Here is a 21,846-nt window from a genome sequence, read left to right as displayed (position 1 = left end):
CGCTATCGATTTGGGCCGCGGCTCGGCGGTGGGGTAATCTCTGTGCAGCGCGCGGCTATAGCTCAGTCGGTTAGAGCGCATCCCTGATAAGGATGAGGCCCCAGGTTCAAGTCCTGGTAGCCGCACCGGAAATGGCGAAGGGCGCCTCCTCGTGACGAGGAGGCGCCCTTCGCCTTTGTCATGCGGGTACGGGCCCGGTGACGGACCGGGTCCGCTTGCCCGGCCGGGGGAGGAAGGGGACCAGGAGCATCGAGGCGGCGGTGATGACGCCGGCGGCCAGGAAGGCGCGGGCGTAGCCGTCCTCGGGGCCGCCGGCCCCGCCGGAGGCGACCGCGCCGAGGATCGCCAGACCCAGTACCGCGCCGATCTGGCGGGAGGTGTTGACCAGGCCGGAGACGCCGCCGGCGTCCCGCTCGCCGACGCCCGAGGTGGAGACGTCGGTGAGCAGCGCCATCAGTACGGCCATGCCCGCGGCCATCGGCAGTGCCGGACCGAGGATGGCGGAGGCGAACGTGCCGTCCGTGTCCAGCACCGCGGCCTGCCACAGGAACCCGCCGGCCGTGAGCAGCCCGCCCACGACCGTCATCGTGCGGCTGCCGAAGCGGGCCGTGAGCCGGGGCGCGAACTGGGAGGCGAGGATGAGCGCGGCGGTGTGCGGGAGGAAGGCCAGGCCGGTGCGGATGGCGCTGTAGCCGAGGACCGTCTGCATGTAGAGGGTGAGGAAGTACCACATCGCGAAGCCGCCGACCATGCTGACGAGCGTGACGACGTTGCCGACGGCCACCGCGCGGATGCGGAAGAGCCGCAGCGGCATCAGCGGCTGCGCGGAGCGCGCCTCCACGGCCACGAAGCCCGCCAGCGCCGCGAGCCCGGCCAGCACCGGCAGCAGCGCGGAGCCGGCGGTCCAGCCGGCCGACTCGGTCTCGGTGATGCCGTACGCCACGGCGCCGACGCCGCCGGTGACGAGCACGGCGCCGGGGAGGTCCAGGGCGGGGCGCTCGGCGCCACGGTGCTGCTCGCGCAGCCAGAGCAGGACGACGGCGCCGACGGCGACGCCGATCGGCACGTTGATCAGCAGCACCCAGCGCCACGACGCCAGGTCGGTGAGCACGCCGCCGATGAGCCCGCCGGTGGCGCCCCCGGCGGCGCCGACCGCCGTCCAGGCGGCGATGGCCCGGGTGCGGGCGGCGCCCTCGGGCAGGGCCCGGGTCAGCAGGGAGAGGGTGACGGGCGCGAGGAACGCGGCGCCGATGCCCTGGGCGGCGCGGGCGGCGATGAGCAGGGCGTCGTTCTGCGCCAGGCCGCCGGCGAGGCTGGCGGCGGCGAAGAGGCCGAGGCCCGCGAGGTAGACGCGCTTGGGGCCGAAGAGGTCGGAGAGCCGGCCGCCCAGGAGCAGGAAGCCGGCGAAGGTGAGGGCGTAGCCGTTGACGACCCACTGCAGCGCGGTGCCGCTGAGGGCGAGGTCGTCGCGCATGCTGGGCAGGGCCACGTTGACGACGGAGACGTCGAGGACGACGAGGAACTGGCCGATGTACGAGGCGAGCAGCACCGGCCAGAGCCGCCCCGGGAGTGCCGCACCCGCCGGTGCGGCGGCGGGGGCGCGGGACCGCGGGCTCCCGGTCGGACCGGCCGGCTCGGCGGTGTGCGTCGTGTCGGCGGTGTCGGCTGCGTCGGCGGTGTCTGTCGTACCGGTGGCGTCGGGCGTGGTCATGAGCGCCATCGTGCGCGCCCGAGGGGTGCGTGCGGATCGGGCGCCGGATGGAACCGGGCCGGGGACCTTGGTCCTAGAGCGGTCCTAGTGCCACGGTCCTGAGCCCGCTCCGGTGTCGTTTGCGCTGTGTATCATCGGGCGTCGTAGTCCAATGTCTCTGGAAGGACGAGGTAGCGCGGTGAAGAAGCTGTTCCTGATCGCATTGGCCGCTCTGGGCGGGCTTCTCGTGTACCGCCAGATTCAGGCGGATCGCGCCGAGCAAGACCTGTGGACGGAGGCCACCGACTCGGTGCCCTCCTCTTCGGGCGTCTGAGACGCGAGAGTCCCGAGCGGGACCGCCCCTTTGCGGGTCGGTCCTGGGCCCCGGCCCCGCCGCTTGCGCGGCGGTGCGGCTGGGGCCTCGGCATGACCGGAGCCCTGTTGCACGACCGTGACGCACGTCCCCTGTTATTTGCTACTGCACACGTTTTACGGTGCATGAGCACATGGCAGAGAACGAGGGGGACATGTCATGGGACGACCACTTCACGGCCCCGGCGGACGGTCCGTGTACGCGGGCGTGGCCGCGGTGCTCGGCGCCGCGCTGGCCGCCGGCCCGCTGCCGGCGGCGACCGCCGCACCCGCCGCACCGGCGACACCCGCCGCGCCTGCCGTACCCGCTGAGCGGGCGCCGACCGGCGGCGGCCTGGTCATGGTGCTGGACTCCTCCGGCTCCATGGCCGACGACGACGGCTCCGGCGCCACCCGTATCGAGTCCGCCCGCGAGGCCGTCGGCACCGTCGTCGACGCCCTGCCCGACCGCTATCCGACGGGCCTGCGCGTCTACGGCGCCGACCGCACCAGCGGTTGCACGGATACCCGCCTCGCCGTGCCCGTCGAGGAGTTGGACCGGGGCGCCATCAAGGATGCCGTAGCAGGTGTGAAGCCGAAGGGCGATACCCCGATCGGTTACGCCCTCCAGCAGGCCGCCCGGGACCTCCCCGAGCGTCCGCCCGGCGCCCTCGGCCACCGCTCCATCCTCCTCGTCTCGGACGGCGAGGACAGCTGCGGCACCCCCGACCCCTGCGAGGTCGCGGAGCAACTCGGCGAGACCGGCGGCGCCTTCGGCGCCCTGCGCATCGACACGGTCGGCTTCCAGGTCGGCGGCAAGGCGCGGGACGAGCTGAAGTGCATCGCGGAGAAGGGCCACGGCGCGTACTACGACGCCCCCGACGCCGACGCGCTCGCCCGGCAGCTCCAGCGCGCCGCCCGGCTCTCCGCCGACGGCTACCGCTTCCGCGGCGACCCCGTCGAGGGCGGGCTCGCCCGCAGGGGCGCCGCGGACATCGCGCCCGGCCAGTACCTCGACAGCATCGGCGCCGGCGAGACCAAGTGGTACGCCGCCGAGCTGGACGCCGGGTCCGCCGCCGACTTCGGCGTCACCGCCGTGCCGCAGCCGGGTGTGCCCGTCGCGTACGGGGACGGCATCGAGCTGGAGCTGCACGCCACCGACGACTACGACACCCGGTGCGACGCCCAGCGGGACCGCTTCGAGCAGGACGAGGGCGCGCAGCCGCTGACCAACGCCGTCAGCCGCATCCCCAGCGCCGAGGGCGGCGAGCCCTGCGACGCCGCCGGGCGGTACCTGCTGAGCGTCCACCGCACCAGCGACACCACCTCCGACCAGGCCCGCTGGCCGCTGGAGCTGGCCTTCGGCCAGGAGGAACCGCTCGCCGCGGACGTCACCCCCGCGCAGTCCGAGACCGACTACGGCCCGGCCGGCGACGCAGGTGCGGAACTGCCCACCGCCGAGCCGGAGGACATCACCGGCGGCACCGGCTTCAACGACGCCGAGGCCCTCGGCCCCGGCGTCTGGCGCGACGAACTGCTGCCCGCGCAGATGCGCTTCTACAAGGTCGACGTCGGCTGGGGCCAGCAGCTCCGCTACCGCGTCGAGTTCGCCAACGAGCCCACGCTCGACGGCGCCGCGGGCGTCTCCAGCTTCGCCGACACCGACCTCTACACGCCCGGCCGCGCACTCGTCGGCGACGGCCCGTTCAGCAGCACCCAGCGGTACTACGGTGAACCCGTCGCCTCCGACCTCGGTACGGTGCCGGTCAGCTGGACGAACCGCTACGAGACCGCCACCGAGGTCGTGCCCGTGCGCCGCGGCGGCGAGTACTACCTGTCGGTCTCGCTGGGGCCCGACGCCGCGCGGTTCGCGGAGAACACGGCCATCGGCGTCGTCCTGCGCGTCGACGTGCTGGGCGAGGAGAAGTCCGGCCCGCGGCACGGGGCGCCGGCCGTCGCGGACGGCAAGGGCGACGGTGACGGCGACGGCGGCGGGAAGGATGATGCGCGGGCGGGGGCGGACGGGGAATCATCGGACTCCGTCCTGCCGCTCGCCGGCGGGATCGCGGGAGGCGTGCTGGTCGTCGGCGCGGGGGTCGCGTTCGTGAGCGTACGCAACCGGAAGCGGGCGGCGGCGGCGTCGGCAGCAGCGGCAGGCAACGGTATGAGGGGTGGATGGTGAGAACGCGAACGAAGGCGGGCCCGGCCGCGGCGCTGGCGGTGGGCGCGCTGGGCGTGCTGGCCGCGCTGCCGGCGGCGGCTCCCGCCGCGGCGGCGCCCGCGGGGGCCCCGGCGGCGCCCGCCGACAAGCCGGCGGACGGGCACGAGTACCGGCCCGCGAAGGACGCCGTGCCCATCGAGGGCGCCGAGAGCAGCACCGGCGGCGAGAAGGTGGAGGCCGGCAAGACGTACTCCGACTCCCTCGCCCCCGGCGACAAGCTCTACTACAGCGTCACGCTCGACGCGAAGTCCAATGCCTGGATATCCGCCGTCGCCGCGCCGGAGCCGGGCGCCAAGGTCGCGTACGGCGACGGCATCGAGCTGGAGCTGGAGAGCAAGGGCGGCGAGCGGTGCAGCAACTCCGACGCCGAATTCCGTGCGGACGGCGGCGCCCGCCCGATCGCCAACTACGTCTGGCGCGTGGCCCAGCCCGACGGGCCCTGCCAGGAGCCCGGCGTCTACAACCTCATCGTCACCCGCGTCAGCGAGGCGACCTCCACCCCGGAGGACTGGTCGCTGGAGCTGCGCTTCATGGAGGAGCCGCCGCTGGCGAAGGCGGGTTCCACGACCCCGCCCGACCCCGAGTCGGTCCCCACGAAGCAGCCGCCCCCGCCCACGGGCAACGCGGAGCCGCGCGAGGGCGGCACCGGGTTCAACGACGCGGTCGGCATCGACCACGGCGTGTGGACGGACCGGATCCGGCCGGGTGACACGCACTTCTACCGGGTGCCGCTGGACTGGGGCCAGCAGCTCTTCCTGCAGACCGAGTTCGGTACGACGCCGGTGAGCGACGAGTCGGCGTACGCCTCCAACGGGGTGCGCGTCGACTTCTACAACCCGGCGCGCGGCTACATCGCCTCCACGGACGAGACGTACTACGGCGACGACCCCGCGGCGATCCCGGCGCTGAGCCCCCCGATCGCGTACGAGAACCGCTACGCGGTCTACGACCGCGACTTCGGCAACGTGGGCTTCGCCGGCTGGTACTACGTCGCGGTCACCGTGTCGGAGGAGGTCGGCGAGTTCGCGGACGGCCCGGTGCCGGTGGAGCTGCGGACGACGATCAAGGGCGAGCCCCAGGAGGGCCCGGCGTACGACGGGGACGCGGCCGCGGCCGGGTTCGGGGTGACCGACGACGACCGCGACACGGCGGCGAAGGGCACGGCGGCCGGCGAGGACGGCGACGGTGCCGGGAAGAAGATCCTGGCGATCGCGGGGATCGGCGCGGGCGTGCTGCTGCTGGTGGGCCTGGGGCTGTGGACGCTCCTGGCGCGGCGCCGGCAGGTGCCGGCCGCGGCGGTCGGCCCGCGGGTCGCGGGTGAGGACACGCAGACGGCGCCGGGCGCGTACGGGAACGGGCCGGTGGGCCCGCCGTACGGCGGGCAGCCCTACGGGGACGGCCGGCCGCCGCAACCGCCTCCGCCGCCGCAGCAGAACTGGCGGCAGTAGGAGGGGAGCGGGCAGGCGTCCCTCAGGGCTGTCTACGGGCGTCAGCCCGAGGCCAGCGCCCAGACGCCGGCCGCGAGCAGCAGCACCGCGAGCACCACGACCGGGACCGCCACCTTCGCCGGCGGTCCCGGTCGCCGTTGCGGCGCGCCGGCGCCGGGCCGGGGCTGCTGCGGCGGGGGCTGCTGGTGGTGGGGCTGCTGCGGGTGGGCCGTCGTGTACGGGGCCGTGGGCGTCGGCGGCTGCGACGCGGCCGGCGGCGCGATGCCGTAGCTGGTCGCCTCGCCCGGGTCGCCCGGGTGCGGGGTGCCGTGCCCGGCAGGGCCCGGCCCGGCCGCGGCGGCCCTCGCCGGGGGTACGTATCCGGTGCCGCCCGAGGCGTACGCGGGGCCGGGCGCGCCGGTGGACCCCGCCGGGCCCGTGGCGGCGTCGCCGGCCGGCGCCTGGCCCGTACCCGGGCCGTGACCCGGACCCGGACCGGGCCCGTGGCCCGGACCTGCGTCGAATCCCGTGCCGGACCCCGCGCCGAGATCCGAACCCGGACCGCCGCCCAGCCCCGGCGCGGCCGTCACGTCCTCCCCGGCCCGTCCCCCGGACCGCTCGGGACCGTCCGCCCCGAAGCCCACCGGCAGCGGCCCGAGCTGGTCGAAGACCTCCACCGGCTCCTCCGCCGGATCCAGCTCCGGCAGCAGCTCCGCCGCCTCCGCCAGCGCCTTCCGCGTACCCGTCGCCGTGCGGAACCGCAGCTCCGGGTCCGGCTGCAGCAGGCTCGCGAGCACCTGCCACAGCGGCTCCGGCACCCCCTTCGGGGCCTGCGGCACGCCGTTGTTCAGGTACATCTCCACCAGTGCCTGGCTGTCCGGACGCTCCCCGGTCAGCAGGTACAGCGCCACCAGGCCCACCGCGAACAGGTCCGCGGGGAAGTCCGGTTCCGCGCCCAGCATCTGCTCCGGCGCGAAGTAACCGGGCGTGCCGACGACGAAGTTGGTGTCCGTCAGCCGCGGCTCGCCCTTGCGCATGGAGATGCCGAAGTCGGAGAGCCGCAGGTGCGGACGGCCGGTGCCGGTCGCCTCCAGCAGCACGTTCGCCGGTTTGATGTCGCGGTGCACGACGTTCTCGCCGTGCACCGCGGCCAGCCCGGCGAGCAGCTGGTCGAGCAGCAGGCAGACGAACCGCGGCGGGAGCGGCCCGTAGTCGCCGATCAGATGGGCCAGTGAGCCGCCGCCCACCAGGTCCATCGTGAACAGCACCTTGTCGTCGTCGGCCGCCCAGCTGGCGGGCGCCAGCACATGCGGGTGGTCGATGCGTACCGCCTGCTCGCGGACGAAGCGCAGCAGCGTGTGCGCGTCGCTCTGCTGCAGCACCTTGGCCGCCACATAGCGCCGTCGCCGGTGATCCCAGGCGCGCCAGACCGCGCCCACCCCGCCCCGGCCGATCGGATCGATCAGCTCGTACCGCCCAGCGAAGACCTCACCCATGCTGCTGCGCCCGCCCCTTGTACGGTTTCTTGGTAATCAATCCGGTTATGACTGATGCGCTTCGTAATGTGCAACTGCGTCGGCGGTGCGGCCGGCGCCGTACACCCGGAGGAACTCTGCCAGCTCCGGATGCGTCGGCGCGAGCCGGTCCGCCGCGTCGATGATGTCGCCGGCGGCGGCGACCGAGCGCAGCAGCGACTGGATCTCCCGGACGACGCGACGCACCGTCGTCGATCCGGTCGACGACTGCGTCTGCGTCGTCCCGAGCACCGCCCCGCCCGCGCTCTTGCGGATGCCCTCCATCCGTTCCGCCGCCTCCGCCGCAGAAACGCTGCCGCTCGTGACCTCCGCGGCAAGCTCCTGCAGCGCCTGTACGCGTTGCACCACCGACGGATTGCCGATCTTCGCCCGCTGCCCGCTCATGAGCTGCGACAGCATCGGCGCCGAAATACCGAGCACGGCGGCCAGCCGTGCCTGGTTGAGGCCGAGATCGTCGATCAGCCGCCGGAACAGCACGCCCAGCGGTTCGCCATACCAGCTTCGCTGTAGCTCTCGTGCGCGTTCGCTGGTGTCCTGCCGTGGAGCTCCCATGCCGTGCGGCCTCCCCAGATGTCCCCGAGTCCAGATTCGCGCTTGCGAACTGCATCCTACGGAGCGGGACCGCCCCCAGACAGACCTCGGGGCGGTGAGATAACCGGGACGCGTTCTTCCACGTCCGCGAGGGTCTACGCGTGCCAATCCCGGGGGCTGCCCGCGGTGCTCAGGACAGCTCGGGCGGCGGGGTGCGCTCCTCGTCGACGCGGTCCACGCGCTCCAGCTCGCCCCAGACGACGTAGCGGTGCCGGGAGGTGTACATCGGGGTGCATGTGGTGAGCGTGATGTACCGGCCGGGCTTCGTCTTCCCGGACTCCTCCGGGACGTCGTCCAGCACGCCGGTGTTGTACTTCGAGGTCTCGGAGAGCACGGCGTACGTCTTGTAGACGAACCAGCGGTCCTTCGTCTCGAAGACGATCGGGTCGCCCTCCTCTATGCGGTGGATGTCGTGGAACTTCGCGCCGTGCCCGTCGCGGTGGGCGGCGAGGGTGAAGTTGCCGCGGCGGTCCCAGGGCATGGCCGACTTCCGCGGCTCGGTGTAGTAGCCGGCGACGCCCTTGTTGAGGTCCTCGGTCGCGGTGCCCTTGCGGACGAGGATGTTCTCCTCCATCGCGGGCACGTGCAGGAACCCGATGCCGCCCTTGAGGTCGCCGATGTCGACGGGGCGCGGCTTGCCGTCGTCCGGGGTGTTCTCCCAGGAGTCGCGGAGGTCGTCGGTCATGCGGCCGGCTTCGCGGTTGGCCTGGACGTTGGTCCAGTACAGGGAGTAGACGACGAAGAGCGCCATGAGGACGCCGACGGTGATCAGCACCTCGCCGAAGAGGCTGACGGCCCCGGCGAGGAGGCCGCGGCGGCCGCGGGCGCGGGGACGGGGCGCGGCCCCGTCCTCCCCCGCGGACTCGGCCGGCTCCGCGGACTCCGCGGACTCCGCCGGCTGCTCCGGGGCCTCTTCTTCTACGGTCCGCTCCGCGCCCTTCTCCGGGGCCTTCGGCGCAGCCTCTTCCGCGGCCTCCGCTGCGGGTCTGCTCTCCCGCTCGTCGTCCGTCGCTGCCACCGCTTCCCCGTTCGTTCCGTCCCGCCGGCCGCCGGGCCGCCCGTACCGCTCAGTCCATGAGGGCGTCGGGCTTGCCCTTGCTGCGCGGACGCTCCTCGATCATCTTGCCCCAGACAATAAGCCGATATTTGGACGTGTACTCAGGCGTGCAGGTCGTTAGTGTGACGTAGCGCCCCGGCTCGGTGAATCCCGACCCCTCGGGCACCGGGTTGATGACGTCGGTGTTCGACGGCGAGGTCGACGGGAGCGTGCTGGACACCTCGTAGATGTAGTAGGTGTCCTTGGTCTCGACGATGATCTCCTCGCCCTGCTCCAGCTTGTTGATGTACCGGAAGGGCTCGCCGTGGGTGTTGCGGTGCCCGGCGACCGCGAAGTTCCCCTTCTTGTCCCACGGCATCGCGGTCTTGAGGTCGCCCTCCGAGTAGTGGCCGAGGAGCCCGCGGTCCAGGACGTTCTGCTTGTCGATGCCCTGCGCCACCGGGCGGTTCACGTCCAGCGAGGGGATGTGCATGATGGCGAAGCCCTCGCCGGCCTCGAACGCCCCCGGGTCGCGGGCGTCGGCCTTGCCCGCGCCGTCGCCGCGCTCCCACTGCTCCTCCAACTGCTGGGCCTCCTGCCGCGACTCGCGGTCGGCGAGGACGTTGGTCCACCAGAGCTGGTACACGACGAAGAGGAGCATCAGCACGCCGAGCGTGATGAACGACTCGCCGGTGATGCGGCTGATCAGCACGGTGCGCTGCTGCTTCGCCGCACGGGCGGCCTTGCGGGCGGCCATGCGGGTGCCCAGGGCGCGGGCGACGTTCAGGGACATCGTCTGAACGGTGCGGTCCTCGCGGTCGCCGCGGCCCTCGCCCGGGGGTATCCCGCGGCGGCGGGCGGCGGGGGCCGTGCCCCAGGTGAGGCGCTGGTCATCCGCGGTGGCGTTCGCGGGCCGGTCGGGGGTACGGGCCGCGGGCGCGGGGCCGGACGCCGGGTCGCGGCGGCGGGCGCCGTCACGGGTCGGCGCCGGTGGCTGCGCCTGCGCATGGGCTTGTGCCTGGGCCTGGGCCTGTGTCTGCGCCGGGTCGGCGGGCGCGGGGGCGCCGGCGTGGGCGGCGGCGGAGAGGTCGCCCCAGGGGGAGGGGTCGCGGTGGGCCGCCGGGGATCCGGTGCCGGCGGGGGGGCCGGCCGCGCCGGCGGTGTGGGCCGCGTCCGTGCCGCCGGCGCCTCCGGCGTGCCGGCCGTGGGCGGGCGCGGGGTACGGCTGCTGCTCCTCGACGGCGGGCCGTCCCGCATGGCGGCGCGGGGCCGACTGCGGGCCGGCGCCGGGGAGCGGGTCGGTAAGCGGGTCCGTCAGCGGGTCGGTCAGGGGATCCGTCAGCGGGTCGCCGGCCGGTGCGGGGCGGGGGGTGCCGAGGGGGTCGGCGGGGGCCTGGTCGTAGCCGAGGAGCCCCGGGGCGTACGACGCCGGGGGCTGCTGCTGGTCGTACGCGGGGGTGGTCTGCCCGTACGCGGCCGCCTGCGGCGCCTCCGCGTACGGGGACGGGTGCGGGCCGCCGCCGTAGGACGTCATCGGGTACTGCGCCGCGGTCCCCTCCTGCGGCACGATCGCCGCCGGGTCGGCCGGTGCATCGGCGTGTGCGGGGTACGGCGAATGCGCCTGGGCGCCGGGGGCGGCGCTGTCATCCCGGCGGTGCGAGCGCGGTGCCGGAGCAGGGTCCGGGGCGGGGGCGTAGGCGTCGGGGTGGGGTGGCGGATCGTTTCGGGGGGCGCCGCCCTGCGCGGGGTCAGCCGGGCGCGCGTAGTCGCCGGGGCCGGCGTCCGCGTCGCGGGCGTCCGGCGGCGTGTGCGGGCGGAACCAGCGGGAGACCGCCGAGGTCGGCGAGTCGGGCCGGGGCTCCAGCGGCCGCGGCCTGGGGCCGTCGGCCGCCGCGGGCTCGTGGCCCGCGGCGTGGGACTGCGCGTACGGGTCCTGCGGGTACTGCTGCTGCGGGGCCCCGCCCTGCGGGAGGTGCTGGTGCGCGAAGCGGCCCTGCTGTTCCGGGGCGTGCTGCTCCGGGTGCGCGCCGGGCTGCATCCCCGGCTGCGGCCCCGCGTCGGTGCCGCGCGGCGGCGGCAGGGGGTCGCCGCGCAGCGGGTTGCGGTGCGCGTACTCCGGCAGGTGGCCCTGCTCCAGCGGATCCTGCCCGCCGGCCCCCGCCCCGGCACCGTAGCCGCCGCCTCCCGCGCCGTAGCCTCCGTGCCGCGCACCCCGGCCCCGGGCGCCCGGCGCGGGTTCGTACGTCCCGGATCCGCCCGCGCCGTAGCCGCCGGGCCCCGGCCCCGTACCGGCTCCGGCACCGTCGGCACCGCCACCCCGCCCGTGTCCCCACGCGCCACCGGAACCCGAACCCGAACCCGAACCCGCACCACCCGCACCCGGCCCCGCGCGCCCGCCCGCGCCCGACGCGTCCCGGCGCGGCAGCGGCGGACGGCCGCCGGACAGCGGGTCGGTGAGCGGGTCCGCGGCGTCGTCCGCGGGCCGGTCGGGGGCGCCTGAGTCGTGGAAGCCGCGGTGACGCGCTTCGCGCCCCGGTTCGCGCCCCTCCGCGCGCCCCGGTGCGTTGCCGTCCGGCCGGGTGTCGGTCACCCCGCGGTCCCGGCCGTCCCGCCCGCCGGTGCCAAGGCTCCCGGCGCCGGGCCTCCCCGGGCCCATCCGCCCGTCACCGGCGCCAGCCCCGCCGACCGCTCGACGGCCCCGCCGTCACCGCACTCGACCAGCCAGTTCGCCAGCATCCGGTGGCCCCACTCGGTGAGCACGGACTCCGGGTGGAACTGCACGCCCTCGACCGGCAGATCGCGGTGGCGCAGCCCCATCACCAGGCCGGTGTCCGTCTCCGCGGTGACCGCCAGTTCGTCGGGCAGCGACTCCCGCTCGACGGCCAGCGAGTGGTACCGCGTCGCCGTGAACGGCGACGGCAGCCCGGCGAACACGCCCGCGCCCCCGTGCACCACCGGCGACGTCTTGCCGTGCAGCAACTCGGGCGCCCGGCCGACGACACCGCCGTACGCGATCGCCATCGACTGCAGCCCGAGGCAGACCCCGAACACCGGCAGCCCACGGGCCGCGCAGTGCCGCACCATCTCGACGCAGACCCCCGCCTGCTCCGGCGTACCGGGCCCGGGCGACAGCAGCACGCCGTCGAACCCGTCGTCGCCGTGCTGCGGCGTCACCTCGTCGTTGCGCAGCACTTCGCAGGTGGCGTCGAGCTGGCACAGGTACTGGACCAGGTTGAACACGAAGCTGTCGTAGTTGTCCACGACCAGAATGCGCGCGCTCATCGCCGGGCGGCTCCCTCGTCGACGGTGACGTCGTTGAACGGCAGCAGCGGCTCGGCCCAGGGGAACACGTACTGGAAGAGGAGGAAGACGACGCCGAGGACGAGGATGAGCGAGATCAGCGCCCGTACCAGCGCGTTGCCCGGCAGATGCCGCCAGATCCAGCCGTACATGCGTCCCTCTTCGCCGATCTTCGCCGTTGCCCTTGCCGTGGCCCGTCCCCGGCCCGTATGTGGCCTTGTGCCGCTGCCGAATTCGTCCGTACGAGTCACCAGACTAACGACCCGCCTCCCGCGAGGCGGCAGCCTTGGCACGCGCCACCGGTCGGGGGGACGTGGGAGTCGTCACTCCACGGGGCGGGCCTGGTGGAGGTCGACGGTGCCGGAGTAGCCGGGGAGCGTCACCGAGTCGTGCGGGTCGACCTCGTAGCCGAGGCCGTACGCCTCCACGTAGCGCAGGTAGTTCTGCACCGCGGGCTCGGCGTCCAGGGCGGCCTGGAGGTCCCGCGGGTCGCCGACCGCGGTGATCTTGTACGGGGGCGAGTACACGCGGCCCTGGAGGATCAGGGTGTTGCCGACGCAGCGCACCGCGCTGGTGGAGATGAGCCGCTGGTCCATGACCCGGATGCCCTCCGCGCCGCCCGCCCACAGGGCGTTGACGACGGCCTGCAGGTCCTGCTGGTGCACGACGAGGGTGTCCGGCGTCGGGTCCGGTACGCCGGGGATGAGCGCGGTGGCGTCCGGCGGGGCGTCGGTGAGGGTCACGGTGAGCCCGGCGCCGTCGACCTCCGTGGCCCCGGCCGCCCGCTCCGCCTCGCGGAGTTCCTTGCCGGGGGCGGTGCCGGCGCCGTGGTCGCGCTCGGCGAGGGAGTCGACGTCCTCGCGGAGCGAGGCGTTGTCGCCGTCGAGGCGCTGGTTGGCGCGGTCGCGCTCGTAGATGAGGTCCGTGAGGCGGAGCATGGAGTCGTCGGTGCGCAGGTTGGTGCCCTGCGCGGTGTTGAAGCTCGTCCAGAAGATCAGCCCGGCGAGCCCGAAGGCGGCGAAGGTGAACAGCCGCGCGGGCCTGATACGGAGCCGCTGTGCGGAATTGGTCACCGTACCCTTGTCTCCTTACCCCCGGTGGAAGGACTACGCTAACGGACACGCCCGGGGAAGGAGCCGCCCCCGCGGCTCGGGGCCTCCCCGACAGGCCCGCAACCGCAGCGTCGACAGGAGAGTCTCTCGTGCCGAAGTCACGGATCCGTAAGAAGGCCGATTACACCCCGCCGCCGGCGAAGTCGGGCGAGTTCAAGCTGTCAGGCTCCGGCCGGAGCTGGGTGGCGCCGTTGATGCTGGCGTTGTTCGTCCTCGGACTCGCCTGGATCGTGGTGTTCTACGTCACCACCGGCGACCTGCCGCTCGAAGCGATCGGCAACTGGAACATCGTGGTCGGCTTCGGCTTCATCCTCGCGGGGTTCGTCGTCTCCACGCAGTGGAAGTAGCCGCCGCCACCGGCTGTGCGGCCCGTCGAGGGCCGCCGTGGGCAAAGTTATCCACAGGTCATCCACAGCTGTGCAGAAAGCAGAAGATCTGTGGATAACCTCAGTGGCGTTGACGCCGGTCCGACCGCGGTACACCGTCCGGACCAGCGGTGATTCCGTGCTCTGCCAAGGAAAACGCAGGCGTGTTCGATATCGAACGGCTGTCCCCACGGTACGCACAGGGTCGCTGACTACCTGTGGACAACTTCGGGCGTGGCTGCTTGCCCCACCCCTCTCAACGCGGTTGCGCCCAGGAGGTTACGGAGCCCGCCCCGACACGCCGACGACAGGCCGTCAGTCGGGCCCTAGGTCAGTTGCAGGGTGCGGATCACGACCACCGCGGCGATCGCCAGCAGCGCCGCCGCCACCACCGCCCGCTGCACCAGGATCCGCTTGTCGCGGGGCGCGTGCACGAAGCCGTACGCGACGGCCGTGCCGATCACCAGCCCGCCGATGTGGCCCTGCCAGGCGATGCCCGACCAGGTGAAGGTGAAGACCAGGTTGATCGCCAGCAGCACCAGCACGGGCCGCATGTCGTAGTTCATCCGGCGCATCAGCACCGCGGTGGCGCCGAAGAGGCCGAAGATGGCGCCGGAGGCGCCGAGGGCGGCGTCGTTGGGCGCGGCGACCAGGTAGAACAGCGCGCTGCCGCCGAGGCCGGAGAGCAGGTAGAGCGTGACGAACCGCAGCCGGCCGAGCGCGGCCTCCAGCGGCGGCCCGAGGAACCACAGCGCCAGCATGTTCAGCGCGATGTGGGCGACTTCCTCGTGCAGGAAGACGGAGCTGAGCAGTCGGTAGTACTGGCCCTCGGCGACGCCTTCGAGCGGCCCGCCGAAGGAGAAGACCGCCTGCCCGACGAGGAGCATCGGGTCGGTGACCCGGTCGCCGCCGGAGAGCACGGCGAGGAAGACCGCGAGGTTGAGACCGAGGATGATCTTGGTGATGAGCCGCGGGTCCGCCGAGGTGACGCCGCCCGCGAGCGTACGGGGCGCGGCGGCGCTCGCCGGACGGCCCGTACCGGACCCGCCGCGGACGCACTCGGGGCACTGGAAGCCGACCGACGCGCTTATCATGCACTCCGGGCAGATGGGCCGGTCGCAGCGCACGCAGCGCACGCCGGTCTCACGGTCCGGATGCCGGTAGCAGCCGGGCAGCCCGCTCCCCTCGGCCGGTCTCTCCGCGCCGCCTCCCGGTGCCTGGTCCATCAGCTTCCCGCGTCCCCTCTGGTCCTCCGCACGCCCCGCCCCGCGCTCCCGCCCGTCGACTCACCTGCTGGTGGTACGACGGGCGGGGCGCTCAGGTTCCCGGGTCAGCGGCGCGTGATCTCCACGGACTGGATGACCACGTCCTTCTTGGGGCGGTCGCCCCGCGCCGTCTCGACGGCCACGATCTCGTCGACGACCTTCCTGCCGGCCTCGTCGGCGACCTCGCCGAAGATGGTGTGCTTGCCGGTCAGCCAGGCGGTCGGCGCCACGGTGATGAAGAACTGCGAGCCGTTGGTGCCGGGCCCCGCGTTCGCCATCGCCAGCAGGTACGGGCGGTCGAAGGCCAGGTCCGGGTGGAACTCGTCACCGAACTCGTAGCCGGGGCCGCCGGTGCCGTTGCCCAGCGGGTCACCGCCCTGGATCATGAAGCCGCTGATGACGCGGTGGAACACGGTGCCGTCGTACAGCCGCTCGTTGGACACCTTGCCCGTCGCCGGGTGGGTCCACTCGCGCTCGCCGGTGGCGAGCCCGACGAAGTTCTGCACCGTCTTCGGCGCGTGGTTCGGCAGGAGCTTCACCTCGATGTCGCCGTGGTTCGTCTTCAGGGTGGCGTAGAGCTGCTCAGCCACGATGTGCCTTCCTTACGGATTCATTTGCGTCCCCCGATCCTCGCACGCCCGCCCGCACGATCCCCAGCCTCCCGCCAAGTCCCGGATGTAACAGAACATGCCGAGTAGGGCGAATCCGGGCATGATCTGTACGCAGGTGAACAGGCGCTACAGGGAGACCCGTCCGATACGAAGGCGAAGGAGAGTTCCGTGACCCGCAAGAACGGCGCGCGCACGGCCACCGAGACAGCGAGGCAGAGCGTGCAGCAGGCGGCCGGGGCGGTGGCCCCCTACGCCGCCACCGCCAGGCACCAGTGCGCCCACATGGCGCACGAGGCGCGCGAGCGCCTCGCCCCGAAGGTCTCCGACCTGGCCACCAGCGCCCAAGTGGCGTACGGCGCCCACGTCGGCCCGCACATGCGGAAGGTGCGCAGCGCGGTACCCGACGAACTGGACAGGACCGCCGCCGACACGGCCCGCCGGGCGCGCGAGGCAGCGGCGTACGCCGCCCCGCGCATCGTGGGCGCCGCCGCGGCGACGAAGGCCGCGGCGGCCGCGACGAAGGCCGCCGCGGGCCCCGCGACCCGGCAGGTCGCCGCCCGCGGCACCGCGGCGCTGTCGGCGCTGAAGGGCGAGGTGACCCCGGCGGAACTGGACCACCTGGCACGCAGGCGGCACCGCCGCGAGGTCGTCGGCCGCACGGCGAAGCGCCTCGGCGTCCTCGGCGTCCTCGGCGCCGCCGCGGTCGTCGTCTGGCGCTGGTGGGACCACCAGATCAACCCGGACTGGATGGTCGAACCCCCGGACGCCACCGAACCCGGCACCGACGCCTCCACCACGCGGATCGTCGACGACACCGAGTACATGGACCGCGAGACCCGCATCGACCGCGCCGACGCCGGCCGCGACCAGGACGCCCAGACCCGTGAGGCGGCGGCGGACATGGACTTCGAGGGCGGCGGCACGGCCCGCTCGGAGAACGGTGAGTCGACGGACACCCGCCGCGCGTACTACGAGCGCGAGGACGACCTCTGAGCGGACTTCTGTCGCCGTAGTACACGCCCGTTCCCCACGGGAGACGCGAGAGCCCCGCGGGCCGGAGAAACCGGTCCCGCGGGGCTCTGCCGTCGGGTGTGGAGCCTAGGAGAGTCGAACTCCTGACATCTGCCATGCAAAGACAGCGCTCTACCAACTGAGCTAAGGCCCCGAAGCGGCCCCCAGCCTACCCGCTGGGCGGGGGCGCTCGCATCGCGGTGATCCGGTCGCTACTCCCCGTCGCCCGGTCGTGTGACCAGGTTCACGGTCGTGCCCGGGGCGACCTCGCTGCCCGCCGGCGGGTCGTGCGCCATGACGATCGCGGCGTCGTCCGAGGGGGCGCCGGGGATGACCCCGGCGACCAGGCCCATGCCCTCCAGCTGGGCCCGTGCCTCGGCCACCGTCTTGTTGACCAGGTCCGACGGCACCACCACCGCATCCGGCTCGTCCGGCTCGATGGCGACGGTCAGGGTGACCGTGTCGCCCTCCGTGGCCGCCGTGCCGGCCTCGGGGGACTGGGCGACGACCGTCTCCGGGGCCGCGTCGGCCGTCTCCTGGTCGGTGCGCTGGACGACGAAGCCCTGGCCCTCCAGGGTCGCCTTCGCGTCCTCGTACGCCAGGCCGTCGACCTTCGGGACGTTGATCGCCGCGGGCTCGGTCTCCTCCGGGGCGGCGGCGACCGTGAGCGTGACGGTGGAGTTCTTCGCGACCCTGGTCTCGCCCTCCGGGTCCTGGCTCAGGACCTGGCCCTCCGGCTCGCTGGACTCCTGCTCCTCCTGCTCGACGTCGAAGCCCTCCTCGCGGAGGGTGTCCTCGGCCTCGTCGGCGTCCATGCCGGTCACGTTCGGGACGGTGACCTTCTGCACGCCCGAGCCCTTGGAGACGACCGCCGTGACGGTCGAGCCGCGCTCGACCTCCTCGTCGGCCGCCGGGCTGGTGCTGCACACCGTGCCCTTGGGCTGGTCGCAGCGCTCCTCGCCGTCCTTTTTGAGGGTGAGCTTGAGGTTGCTCATGGAGCTCTCGGCGTCCTCGAACTTCTCGCCGACGACGTCCGGCACCTTGACCGCGTCGGCGCCCTGGTCGCCGAAGATGGACTTGCCGATGAAGATGGCGCCGACGAGGACCAGGATGCCGGCGAGGATCAGCAGCACCGTCGACGTCGCGCCGCTGCGCTTCTGCTGCCGGCGGCGGCCCGCGCCGCGGTCGTCGTAGCCCATGCCGCCGTCGTCGTCCCGCGCGGGCGGCAGCATCGTGGTGCCGTAGCCGTTCTGCGGGGTCATGGCGGTGGTCGGGGTGTCCCCGGCGAAGCCGGCGGCGCCCATGCCGGCGGCCGCCGCGACGGGCAGGCCCTCCAGCGCGGCGTCGATGTCGGCGCGCATCTCGTCGGCGCTCTGGTACCGGTAGTCCGGGTCCTTGACGAGCGCCTTCATCACGATGGCGTCCATCTCGGGCGTGACCTCGGGGTCGAACGCGCTCGGCGGCTGCGCTTCCTCGCGCACGTGCTGGTACGCCACGGCCACCGGGGAGTCGCCGACGAACGGCGGCCGGCCGGTCAGCAGCTCGTACAGCAGGCAGCCCGTCGAGTACAGGTCGGAGCGCGCGTCGACCTGCTCGCCCTTGGCCTGCTCGGGGGAGAGGTACTGCGCGGTGCCGATGACCGCCGCGGTCTGCGTCATCGTCATGCCGGAGTCGCCCATCGCGCGGGCGATGCCGAAGTCCATGACCTTGACCTGGCCGGTGCGCGTCAGCATGACGTTCGCCGGCTTGATGTCGCGGTGGACGATGCCGCTGCGGTGCGAGTACTCCAGGGCCTGGAGGATGCCCGTGCACATCTCCAGCGTGCGCTCGGGCAGCAGCTTGCGCCCGGAGTGCAGCAGCTCGCGCAGCGTGGAGCCGTCGACGTACTCCATGACGATGTACGGGATGGAGACGCCGTCGATGTAGTCCTCGCCGGTGTCGTACACGGCGACGATCGCGGGGTGGTTCAGGGACGCGGCGGACTGCGCCTCGCGGCGGAAGCGGGCCTGGAACGAGGGGTCGCGGGCCATGTCGGCACGGAGCGTCTTGACCGCGACCGTACGACCGAGGCGGGTGTCGTGGGCGAGGTACACCTCGGCCATGCCGCCGCGGCCGAGCACCTGGCCCAGCTCGTACCGCCCGCCCAGGCGACGCGGCTCTTCCATAGCTTCTCCCAGCCCTCTTCCGTTCCTGCTCCCGTGCCGAAGCGGAGCGTCGGCACGGGGTGTCCGGCTCGTGCTGCTCGGCATACCGTACCGGGCGCCGACGACCCCGTTCGGGCCGGACCGTCAGCCGATATCCGACCGGTATCCGACCGCTATCGGGTGACGCAGCACGCCCGCCCCGCGGTTCCCCTCACGCGGTCACTTTCCCGGAACTCCCCCCGGGTGACACCCCTCGCACCGCTTCACTCCTCATCCCCCTGCTGCTTCCCGATCGTCTCTCCGGCCGCGTCCGCGGGCGGTCAGCGGCCCAGCCCGGCTTCCATGACGCTCTTCGCGATCGGCGCCGCGACGCCGCCGCCGGAGATGTCGTCACGGTTCGCGCTGGCGTCCTCGACCACCACGGCGACGGCGATCTGCTTGTCGCTGTCGGGGTCCTTGGCGTACGAGATGAACCAGGCGTACGGCAGGTCGCGGTTGTCGATGCCGTGCTGCGCGGTACCCGTCTTGCCGCCGACGGTGGCCCCGTCGATCCTGGCGTTGGAGCCCGTGCCCTCGTTGACGACGGTCTCCATCATCTGCTGCATCTTCTGCGCGTTCTCGCCGGACAGCGGCTCGCTGAGCGTCTGGGACTGCGTCACCTCGATGTCGTTGAGGTTCGGCGCGACCAGCTTCTCGACCATGTACGGCTTCATCAGCTCGCCGTCGTTGGCGACGGCCGAGGCGACCATCGCCATCTGCAGCGGCGTCGCGCGGTTGGACGCCTGGCCGATGCCGCCCATCGCGTTCTGCGGGCGGTCCATCTCCGGGTAGATGCTCTCGGCGGCGCGGACCGGGGTGTCCAGTTCGGCGTTGCCGAAGCCGAACTTCTCGGACATCTCGATCATGCCCTCGTTGCCGACCTTGTCGCTGAGCATCGCGTAGACCGAGTTGCACGACCACTGCAGCGCCTCGCGCAGGGTGGCGTCCTCGCACACGCCCTTGACCTCGTTGCCCAGGGTGTTGGTCGACAGCGGCAGCTTGTACGTCTCGGGGGCGCCGGTCGGCTCGTCCATGTCGTACTTGCCGCTCTCCAGCGCCGCCGCGGCGGTGACGACCTTGAACGTGGAACCGGGCGGGTACGTCTCCCGCAGCGCCCGGTTGAGCATCGGCTTGTCCTTGTCGTCGTTCAGCGACTTCCAGTTCTTCGCGTCCTCGTTGGAGTTGCCCGCGAACGAGGACGGGTCGTAGCTGGGACTGCTGGCCAGGCCGAGGATCGCGCCGGTCTCCGGGTCGATCGCGGCGACTGCGCCCTTGCGGTCGCCCAGGCCCTCGAACGCGGCCTTCTGCACGTTCGCGTCGAGGGTGGTGACGACGTTGCCGCCCTTCTTGTCCTTGCCGGTGATCATGTCGATCGTGCGGTTGAAGAACAGCCGGTCGTCGTTGCCGGTGAGGATGCCGTCGTTCAGCGCCTCCAACTGGTTGGCGCCGAACGCCTGGGAGGCGTAGCCGGTGACGGGGGCCCACAGGGGGCCGTCCTTGTACGTGCGCTTGTACTGGAAGTCGCTGCCCGACGTCTCGGTGGAACCGGTGATCGCCTTGTCGCCGACGATGATGTTGCCGCGGGGGTGGGCGTAGCGCTCGATGGCCACGCGCCGGTTGTCCTCGTGGTTGCGCAGTTCGTCGGCCTCGACGAACTGGATCCAGTTGACCCGGACGAGCAGGGCTATCACCAGCAGGCCGCAGAAGACGGCGACGCGGCGGAGCGGCTTGTTCATGTGCGTACCACCTGGGTCATCTCGGCGTCGGGCGAGGGCGCGGGCGCCGGGGCCGGCCGGCGTGCGGTGTCGCTGATGCGCAGCAGGATCGCGACCAGCGCCCAGTTGGCGATGACCGAGGAGCCTCCCTGGGCGAGGAACGGCATCGTCATGCCGGTCAGCGGGATCAGCGCGGTGACGCCGCCGGCGACGACGAAGCACTGCAGCGCGAACGCGCCGGACAGGCCGACCGCGAGCAGCTTGCCGAACGGGTCGCGGGCCGCGAGGGCCGTGCGCATGCCGCGCTCGATGAGGAGCCCGTACAGGACGACGATCGCCATGAGGCCGGTCAGCCCCATCTCCTCGCCGACGGTGGCGAGGATGTAGTCGCTCTTGGTGGCGATGCCGCCGATGAGGCGGGAGTAGCCCTGGCCGAGGCCGGAGCCGAAGAGGCCGCCGGAGCCGAAGGAGTACATCGCCTGGGCGGTCTCGGTCACGCCGTCGTTGAGGGGGCTGCGCGCCAGCGGGTTCAGCCAGTTGTCGACGCGGTCGCCGATGTGGCTGTTGAACGAGGCCACGCTGACCGCGCCGAGGGCGGACAACAGCAGGCCGAAGACGATCCAGCTCGTGCGCTCCGTGGCCACGTAGAGCATGATCACGAAGAGGCCGAAGAAGAGCAGCGAGGTGCCGAGGTCGGTCTCGAAGACCAGGATCATGAGGCTGAGGCCCCAGATCACCAGGATCGGGCCGAGGTCGCGGCCGCGCGGCAGGTACAGGCCCATGAAGCGGCGGCTGGCCAGCGCCAGGGCGTCCCGCTTGACCATGAGGTAGCCGGCGAAGAAGACCGCGATGACGATCTTCGCGAACTCGCCGGGCTGCAGCGAGCCGAGGCCCGGGATGCGGACCCAGATGCGGGCGCCGTTCACGTTGGCGCCCAGGCCCGGCACCATCGGCATGATCAGCAGGACCAGCGCCGCGGCCATGGAGATGTACGTGTACCGCTGGAGGACCCGGTGGTCCTTCAGGAAGAGCAGCACCACGACGAAGAGGCCGACGCCCACCGCGGACCACATGAGCTGGCCGGGGGCCATCGGGCCGCCGAGCGCGGGCGTGGTCAGCGACGGCTCCTGGTCGAGGCGCCAGATCAGCACCAGGCCCAGGCCGTTGAGGAGGGTGGCGATCGGCAGCAGCAGCGGATCGGAGTACGGGGCGAACTTCCGTACCACCAGGTGCGCGACGGCGGCCAGGCAGCCGAGCCCCGCCGCGTAGCCGAGGACGCCGGCGGGGACGCTGTCCTCCTTGGCCAGACCCACGTTGACGTAGGCGAAGACCGGGATCAGCACGGCGAAGACGAGCATCGCCAGCTCTGTGTTGCGTCGGCTGGGCGCGGCCACCGAGCTGATGGTGCTGGTGTTGCTGCTGCTCATGTACGG

The 21,846-nt window shown here is 72.9% G+C and carries 18 protein-coding genes and 2 tRNA genes; 6 read left to right on the top strand and 14 right to left on the bottom strand.

All coding sequences use genetic code 11. From position 1 onward, the window contains the following. The first annotated feature begins 51 nt into the window (after positions 1–51). Positions 52–125 (top strand) — tRNA-Ile (locus LG396_RS00445). Positions 126–178: 53 nt separating this feature from the next. Here the strand turns inward: LG396_RS00445 and LG396_RS00440 are convergent. Further along, positions 179–1,711 carry an MFS transporter gene (locus LG396_RS00440; protein ID WP_225793127.1) on the bottom strand — a complete coding sequence of 511 codons (1,533 nt, stop codon included), beginning with the start codon at positions 1,709–1,711 and terminating at the stop codon, positions 179–181. 178 nt (positions 1,712–1,889) lie between these two features. Here LG396_RS00440 and LG396_RS00435 point away from each other — a divergent pair, with 178 nt between their 5' ends. From LG396_RS00435 to LG396_RS00425, 3 genes are all read left to right on the top strand, one after another. After that, the gene (locus LG396_RS00435; protein WP_018838829.1) at positions 1,890–2,024 is read left to right on the top strand and encodes a DLW-39 family protein; all 135 of its coding nucleotides are present in this window, start codon (positions 1,890–1,892) and stop codon (positions 2,022–2,024) included. A 198-nt stretch (positions 2,025–2,222) separates the two neighbouring features. Continuing rightward, the gene (locus LG396_RS00430; protein ID WP_225793126.1) at positions 2,223–4,223 is read left to right on the top strand and encodes a vWA domain-containing protein; all 2,001 of its coding nucleotides are present in this window, start codon (positions 2,223–2,225) and stop codon (positions 4,221–4,223) included. Beyond that, positions 4,217–5,710 (top strand): hypothetical protein, encoded by a 1,494-nt coding sequence (locus tag LG396_RS00425; protein ID WP_225793125.1) that lies wholly within the window; start codon positions 4,217–4,219, stop codon positions 5,708–5,710. The genes LG396_RS00430 and LG396_RS00425 overlap by 7 nt, the downstream gene beginning before the upstream one ends. Positions 5,711–5,751: 41 nt before the next feature. Here LG396_RS00425 and LG396_RS00420 read toward each other — a convergent pair whose 3' ends face one another. From LG396_RS00420 to LG396_RS00390, 7 genes are all read right to left on the bottom strand, one after another. Next, a complete protein-coding gene (locus LG396_RS00420; protein WP_225793124.1) occupies positions 5,752–7,185 on the bottom strand; it encodes a serine/threonine-protein kinase in 1,434 nt (477 codons plus the stop codon). Positions 7,186–7,230: 45 nt separating this feature from the next. Next, positions 7,231–7,776, bottom strand: coding sequence for a helix-turn-helix domain-containing protein (locus tag LG396_RS00415; RefSeq protein ID WP_037748024.1), 546 nt, complete (start codon positions 7,774–7,776; stop codon positions 7,231–7,233). Positions 7,777–7,945: 169 nt separating this feature from the next. Continuing rightward, the gene (locus LG396_RS00410) at positions 7,946–8,833 is read right to left on the bottom strand and encodes a class E sortase (protein ID WP_225793123.1); all 888 of its coding nucleotides are present in this window, start codon (positions 8,831–8,833) and stop codon (positions 7,946–7,948) included. Positions 8,834–8,882: 49 nt separating this feature from the next. Then, on the bottom strand, positions 8,883–11,441 hold the full coding sequence (locus tag LG396_RS00405) for a class E sortase (protein ID WP_225793122.1): 2,559 nt from the start codon (positions 11,439–11,441) through the stop codon (positions 8,883–8,885). Then, a complete protein-coding gene (locus LG396_RS00400) occupies positions 11,438–12,133 on the bottom strand; it encodes an aminodeoxychorismate/anthranilate synthase component II (protein WP_018851829.1) in 696 nt (231 codons plus the stop codon). Before LG396_RS00400 ends, LG396_RS00405 begins: the two co-directional genes overlap by 4 nt. Next, positions 12,130–12,303: a hypothetical protein gene (locus tag LG396_RS00395; protein ID WP_018838837.1), complete on the bottom strand. Its 174-nt coding sequence runs from the start codon at positions 12,301–12,303 to the stop codon at positions 12,130–12,132. Before LG396_RS00395 ends, LG396_RS00400 begins: the two co-directional genes overlap by 4 nt. A gap of 171 nt (positions 12,304–12,474) precedes the next feature. Next, positions 12,475–13,224, bottom strand: coding sequence for a DUF881 domain-containing protein (locus tag LG396_RS00390; protein WP_225793121.1), 750 nt, complete (start codon positions 13,222–13,224; stop codon positions 12,475–12,477). A gap of 128 nt (positions 13,225–13,352) precedes the next feature. Between LG396_RS00390 and crgA the strand changes: the two genes are divergently transcribed. Beyond that, a complete protein-coding gene (crgA, locus tag LG396_RS00385) occupies positions 13,353–13,610 on the top strand; it encodes a cell division protein CrgA (RefSeq protein ID WP_018838839.1) in 258 nt (85 codons plus the stop codon). A 344-nt stretch (positions 13,611–13,954) separates the two neighbouring features. On the opposite strand, the gene LG396_RS00380 is transcribed toward crgA, so the two are convergent. Both LG396_RS00380 and LG396_RS00375 read right to left on the bottom strand, forming a co-directional pair. Further along, the gene (locus tag LG396_RS00380) at positions 13,955–14,854 is read right to left on the bottom strand and encodes a rhomboid family intramembrane serine protease (RefSeq protein WP_225793120.1); all 900 of its coding nucleotides are present in this window, start codon (positions 14,852–14,854) and stop codon (positions 13,955–13,957) included. Positions 14,855–14,958: 104 nt separating this feature from the next. After that, the gene (locus LG396_RS00375) at positions 14,959–15,483 is read right to left on the bottom strand and encodes a peptidylprolyl isomerase (RefSeq protein ID WP_037748033.1); all 525 of its coding nucleotides are present in this window, start codon (positions 15,481–15,483) and stop codon (positions 14,959–14,961) included. A 189-nt stretch (positions 15,484–15,672) separates the two neighbouring features. On the opposite strand from LG396_RS00375, the gene LG396_RS00370 reads away from it, so the two are divergent. Then, entirely contained in the window at positions 15,673–16,497 is an 825-nt protein-coding gene (locus LG396_RS00370; RefSeq protein ID WP_018838842.1) for a DUF5324 family protein, read from the top strand. Positions 16,498–16,596: 99 nt separating this feature from the next. Here the strand turns inward: LG396_RS00370 and LG396_RS00365 are convergent. The 4 genes from LG396_RS00365 to LG396_RS00350 form a co-directional block, all read right to left on the bottom strand. Next, positions 16,597–16,669 (bottom strand) — tRNA-Ala (locus LG396_RS00365). A 58-nt stretch (positions 16,670–16,727) separates the two neighbouring features. Next, positions 16,728–18,680 (bottom strand): Stk1 family PASTA domain-containing Ser/Thr kinase, encoded by a 1,953-nt coding sequence (gene pknB, locus LG396_RS00360; protein WP_225793119.1) that lies wholly within the window; start codon positions 18,678–18,680, stop codon positions 16,728–16,730. Positions 18,681–18,979: 299 nt separating this feature from the next. Beyond that, entirely contained in the window at positions 18,980–20,434 is a 1,455-nt protein-coding gene (locus tag LG396_RS00355) for a peptidoglycan D,D-transpeptidase FtsI family protein (RefSeq protein WP_225793118.1), read from the bottom strand. Beyond that, positions 20,431–21,840 carry an FtsW/RodA/SpoVE family cell cycle protein gene (locus tag LG396_RS00350; RefSeq protein WP_027741651.1) on the bottom strand — a complete coding sequence of 470 codons (1,410 nt, stop codon included), beginning with the start codon at positions 21,838–21,840 and terminating at the stop codon, positions 20,431–20,433. The genes LG396_RS00355 and LG396_RS00350 overlap by 4 nt, the downstream gene beginning before the upstream one ends. Positions 21,841–21,846: the final 6 nt, after the last annotated feature.

Origin of the sequence: Streptomyces aculeolatus (assembly GCF_020400605.1) — a bacterium.
Classification (GTDB): domain Bacteria; phylum Actinomycetota; class Actinomycetes; order Streptomycetales; family Streptomycetaceae; genus Streptomyces; species Streptomyces aculeolatus.
This window is presented reverse-complemented; position numbering and strand designations above follow the sequence as displayed.

Bases quoted from the DNA above. Each gene is read 5' to 3' on its own strand.
- LG396_RS00395 (WP_018838837.1), bottom strand. From the start codon at position 12,303: ATGTACGGCTGGATCTGGCGGCATCTGCCGGGCAACGCGCTGGTACGG.
- LG396_RS00350 (WP_027741651.1), bottom strand. From the start codon at position 21,840: ATGAGCAGCAGCAACACCAGCACCATCAGCTCGGTGGCCGCGCCCAGC.
- LG396_RS00430 (WP_225793126.1), top strand. From the start codon at position 2,223: ATGGGACGACCACTTCACGGCCCCGGCGGACGGTCCGTGTACGCGGGC.
- pknB (WP_225793119.1), bottom strand. From the start codon at position 18,680: ATGGAAGAGCCGCGTCGCCTGGGCGGGCGGTACGAGCTGGGCCAGGTG.
- LG396_RS00380 (WP_225793120.1), bottom strand. From the start codon at position 14,854: ATGGACCAGGCACCGGGAGGCGGCGCGGAGAGACCGGCCGAGGGGAGC.
- LG396_RS00420 (WP_225793124.1), bottom strand. From the start codon at position 7,185: ATGGGTGAGGTCTTCGCTGGGCGGTACGAGCTGATCGATCCGATCGGC.
- LG396_RS00400 (WP_018851829.1), bottom strand. From the start codon at position 12,133: ATGAGCGCGCGCATTCTGGTCGTGGACAACTACGACAGCTTCGTGTTC.
- LG396_RS00415 (WP_037748024.1), bottom strand. From the start codon at position 7,776: ATGGGAGCTCCACGGCAGGACACCAGCGAACGCGCACGAGAGCTACAG.
- LG396_RS00355 (WP_225793118.1), bottom strand. From the start codon at position 20,434: ATGAACAAGCCGCTCCGCCGCGTCGCCGTCTTCTGCGGCCTGCTGGTG.
- LG396_RS00440 (WP_225793127.1), bottom strand. From the start codon at position 1,711: ATGACCACGCCCGACGCCACCGGTACGACAGACACCGCCGACGCAGCC.
- LG396_RS00425 (WP_225793125.1), top strand. From the start codon at position 4,217: ATGGTGAGAACGCGAACGAAGGCGGGCCCGGCCGCGGCGCTGGCGGTG.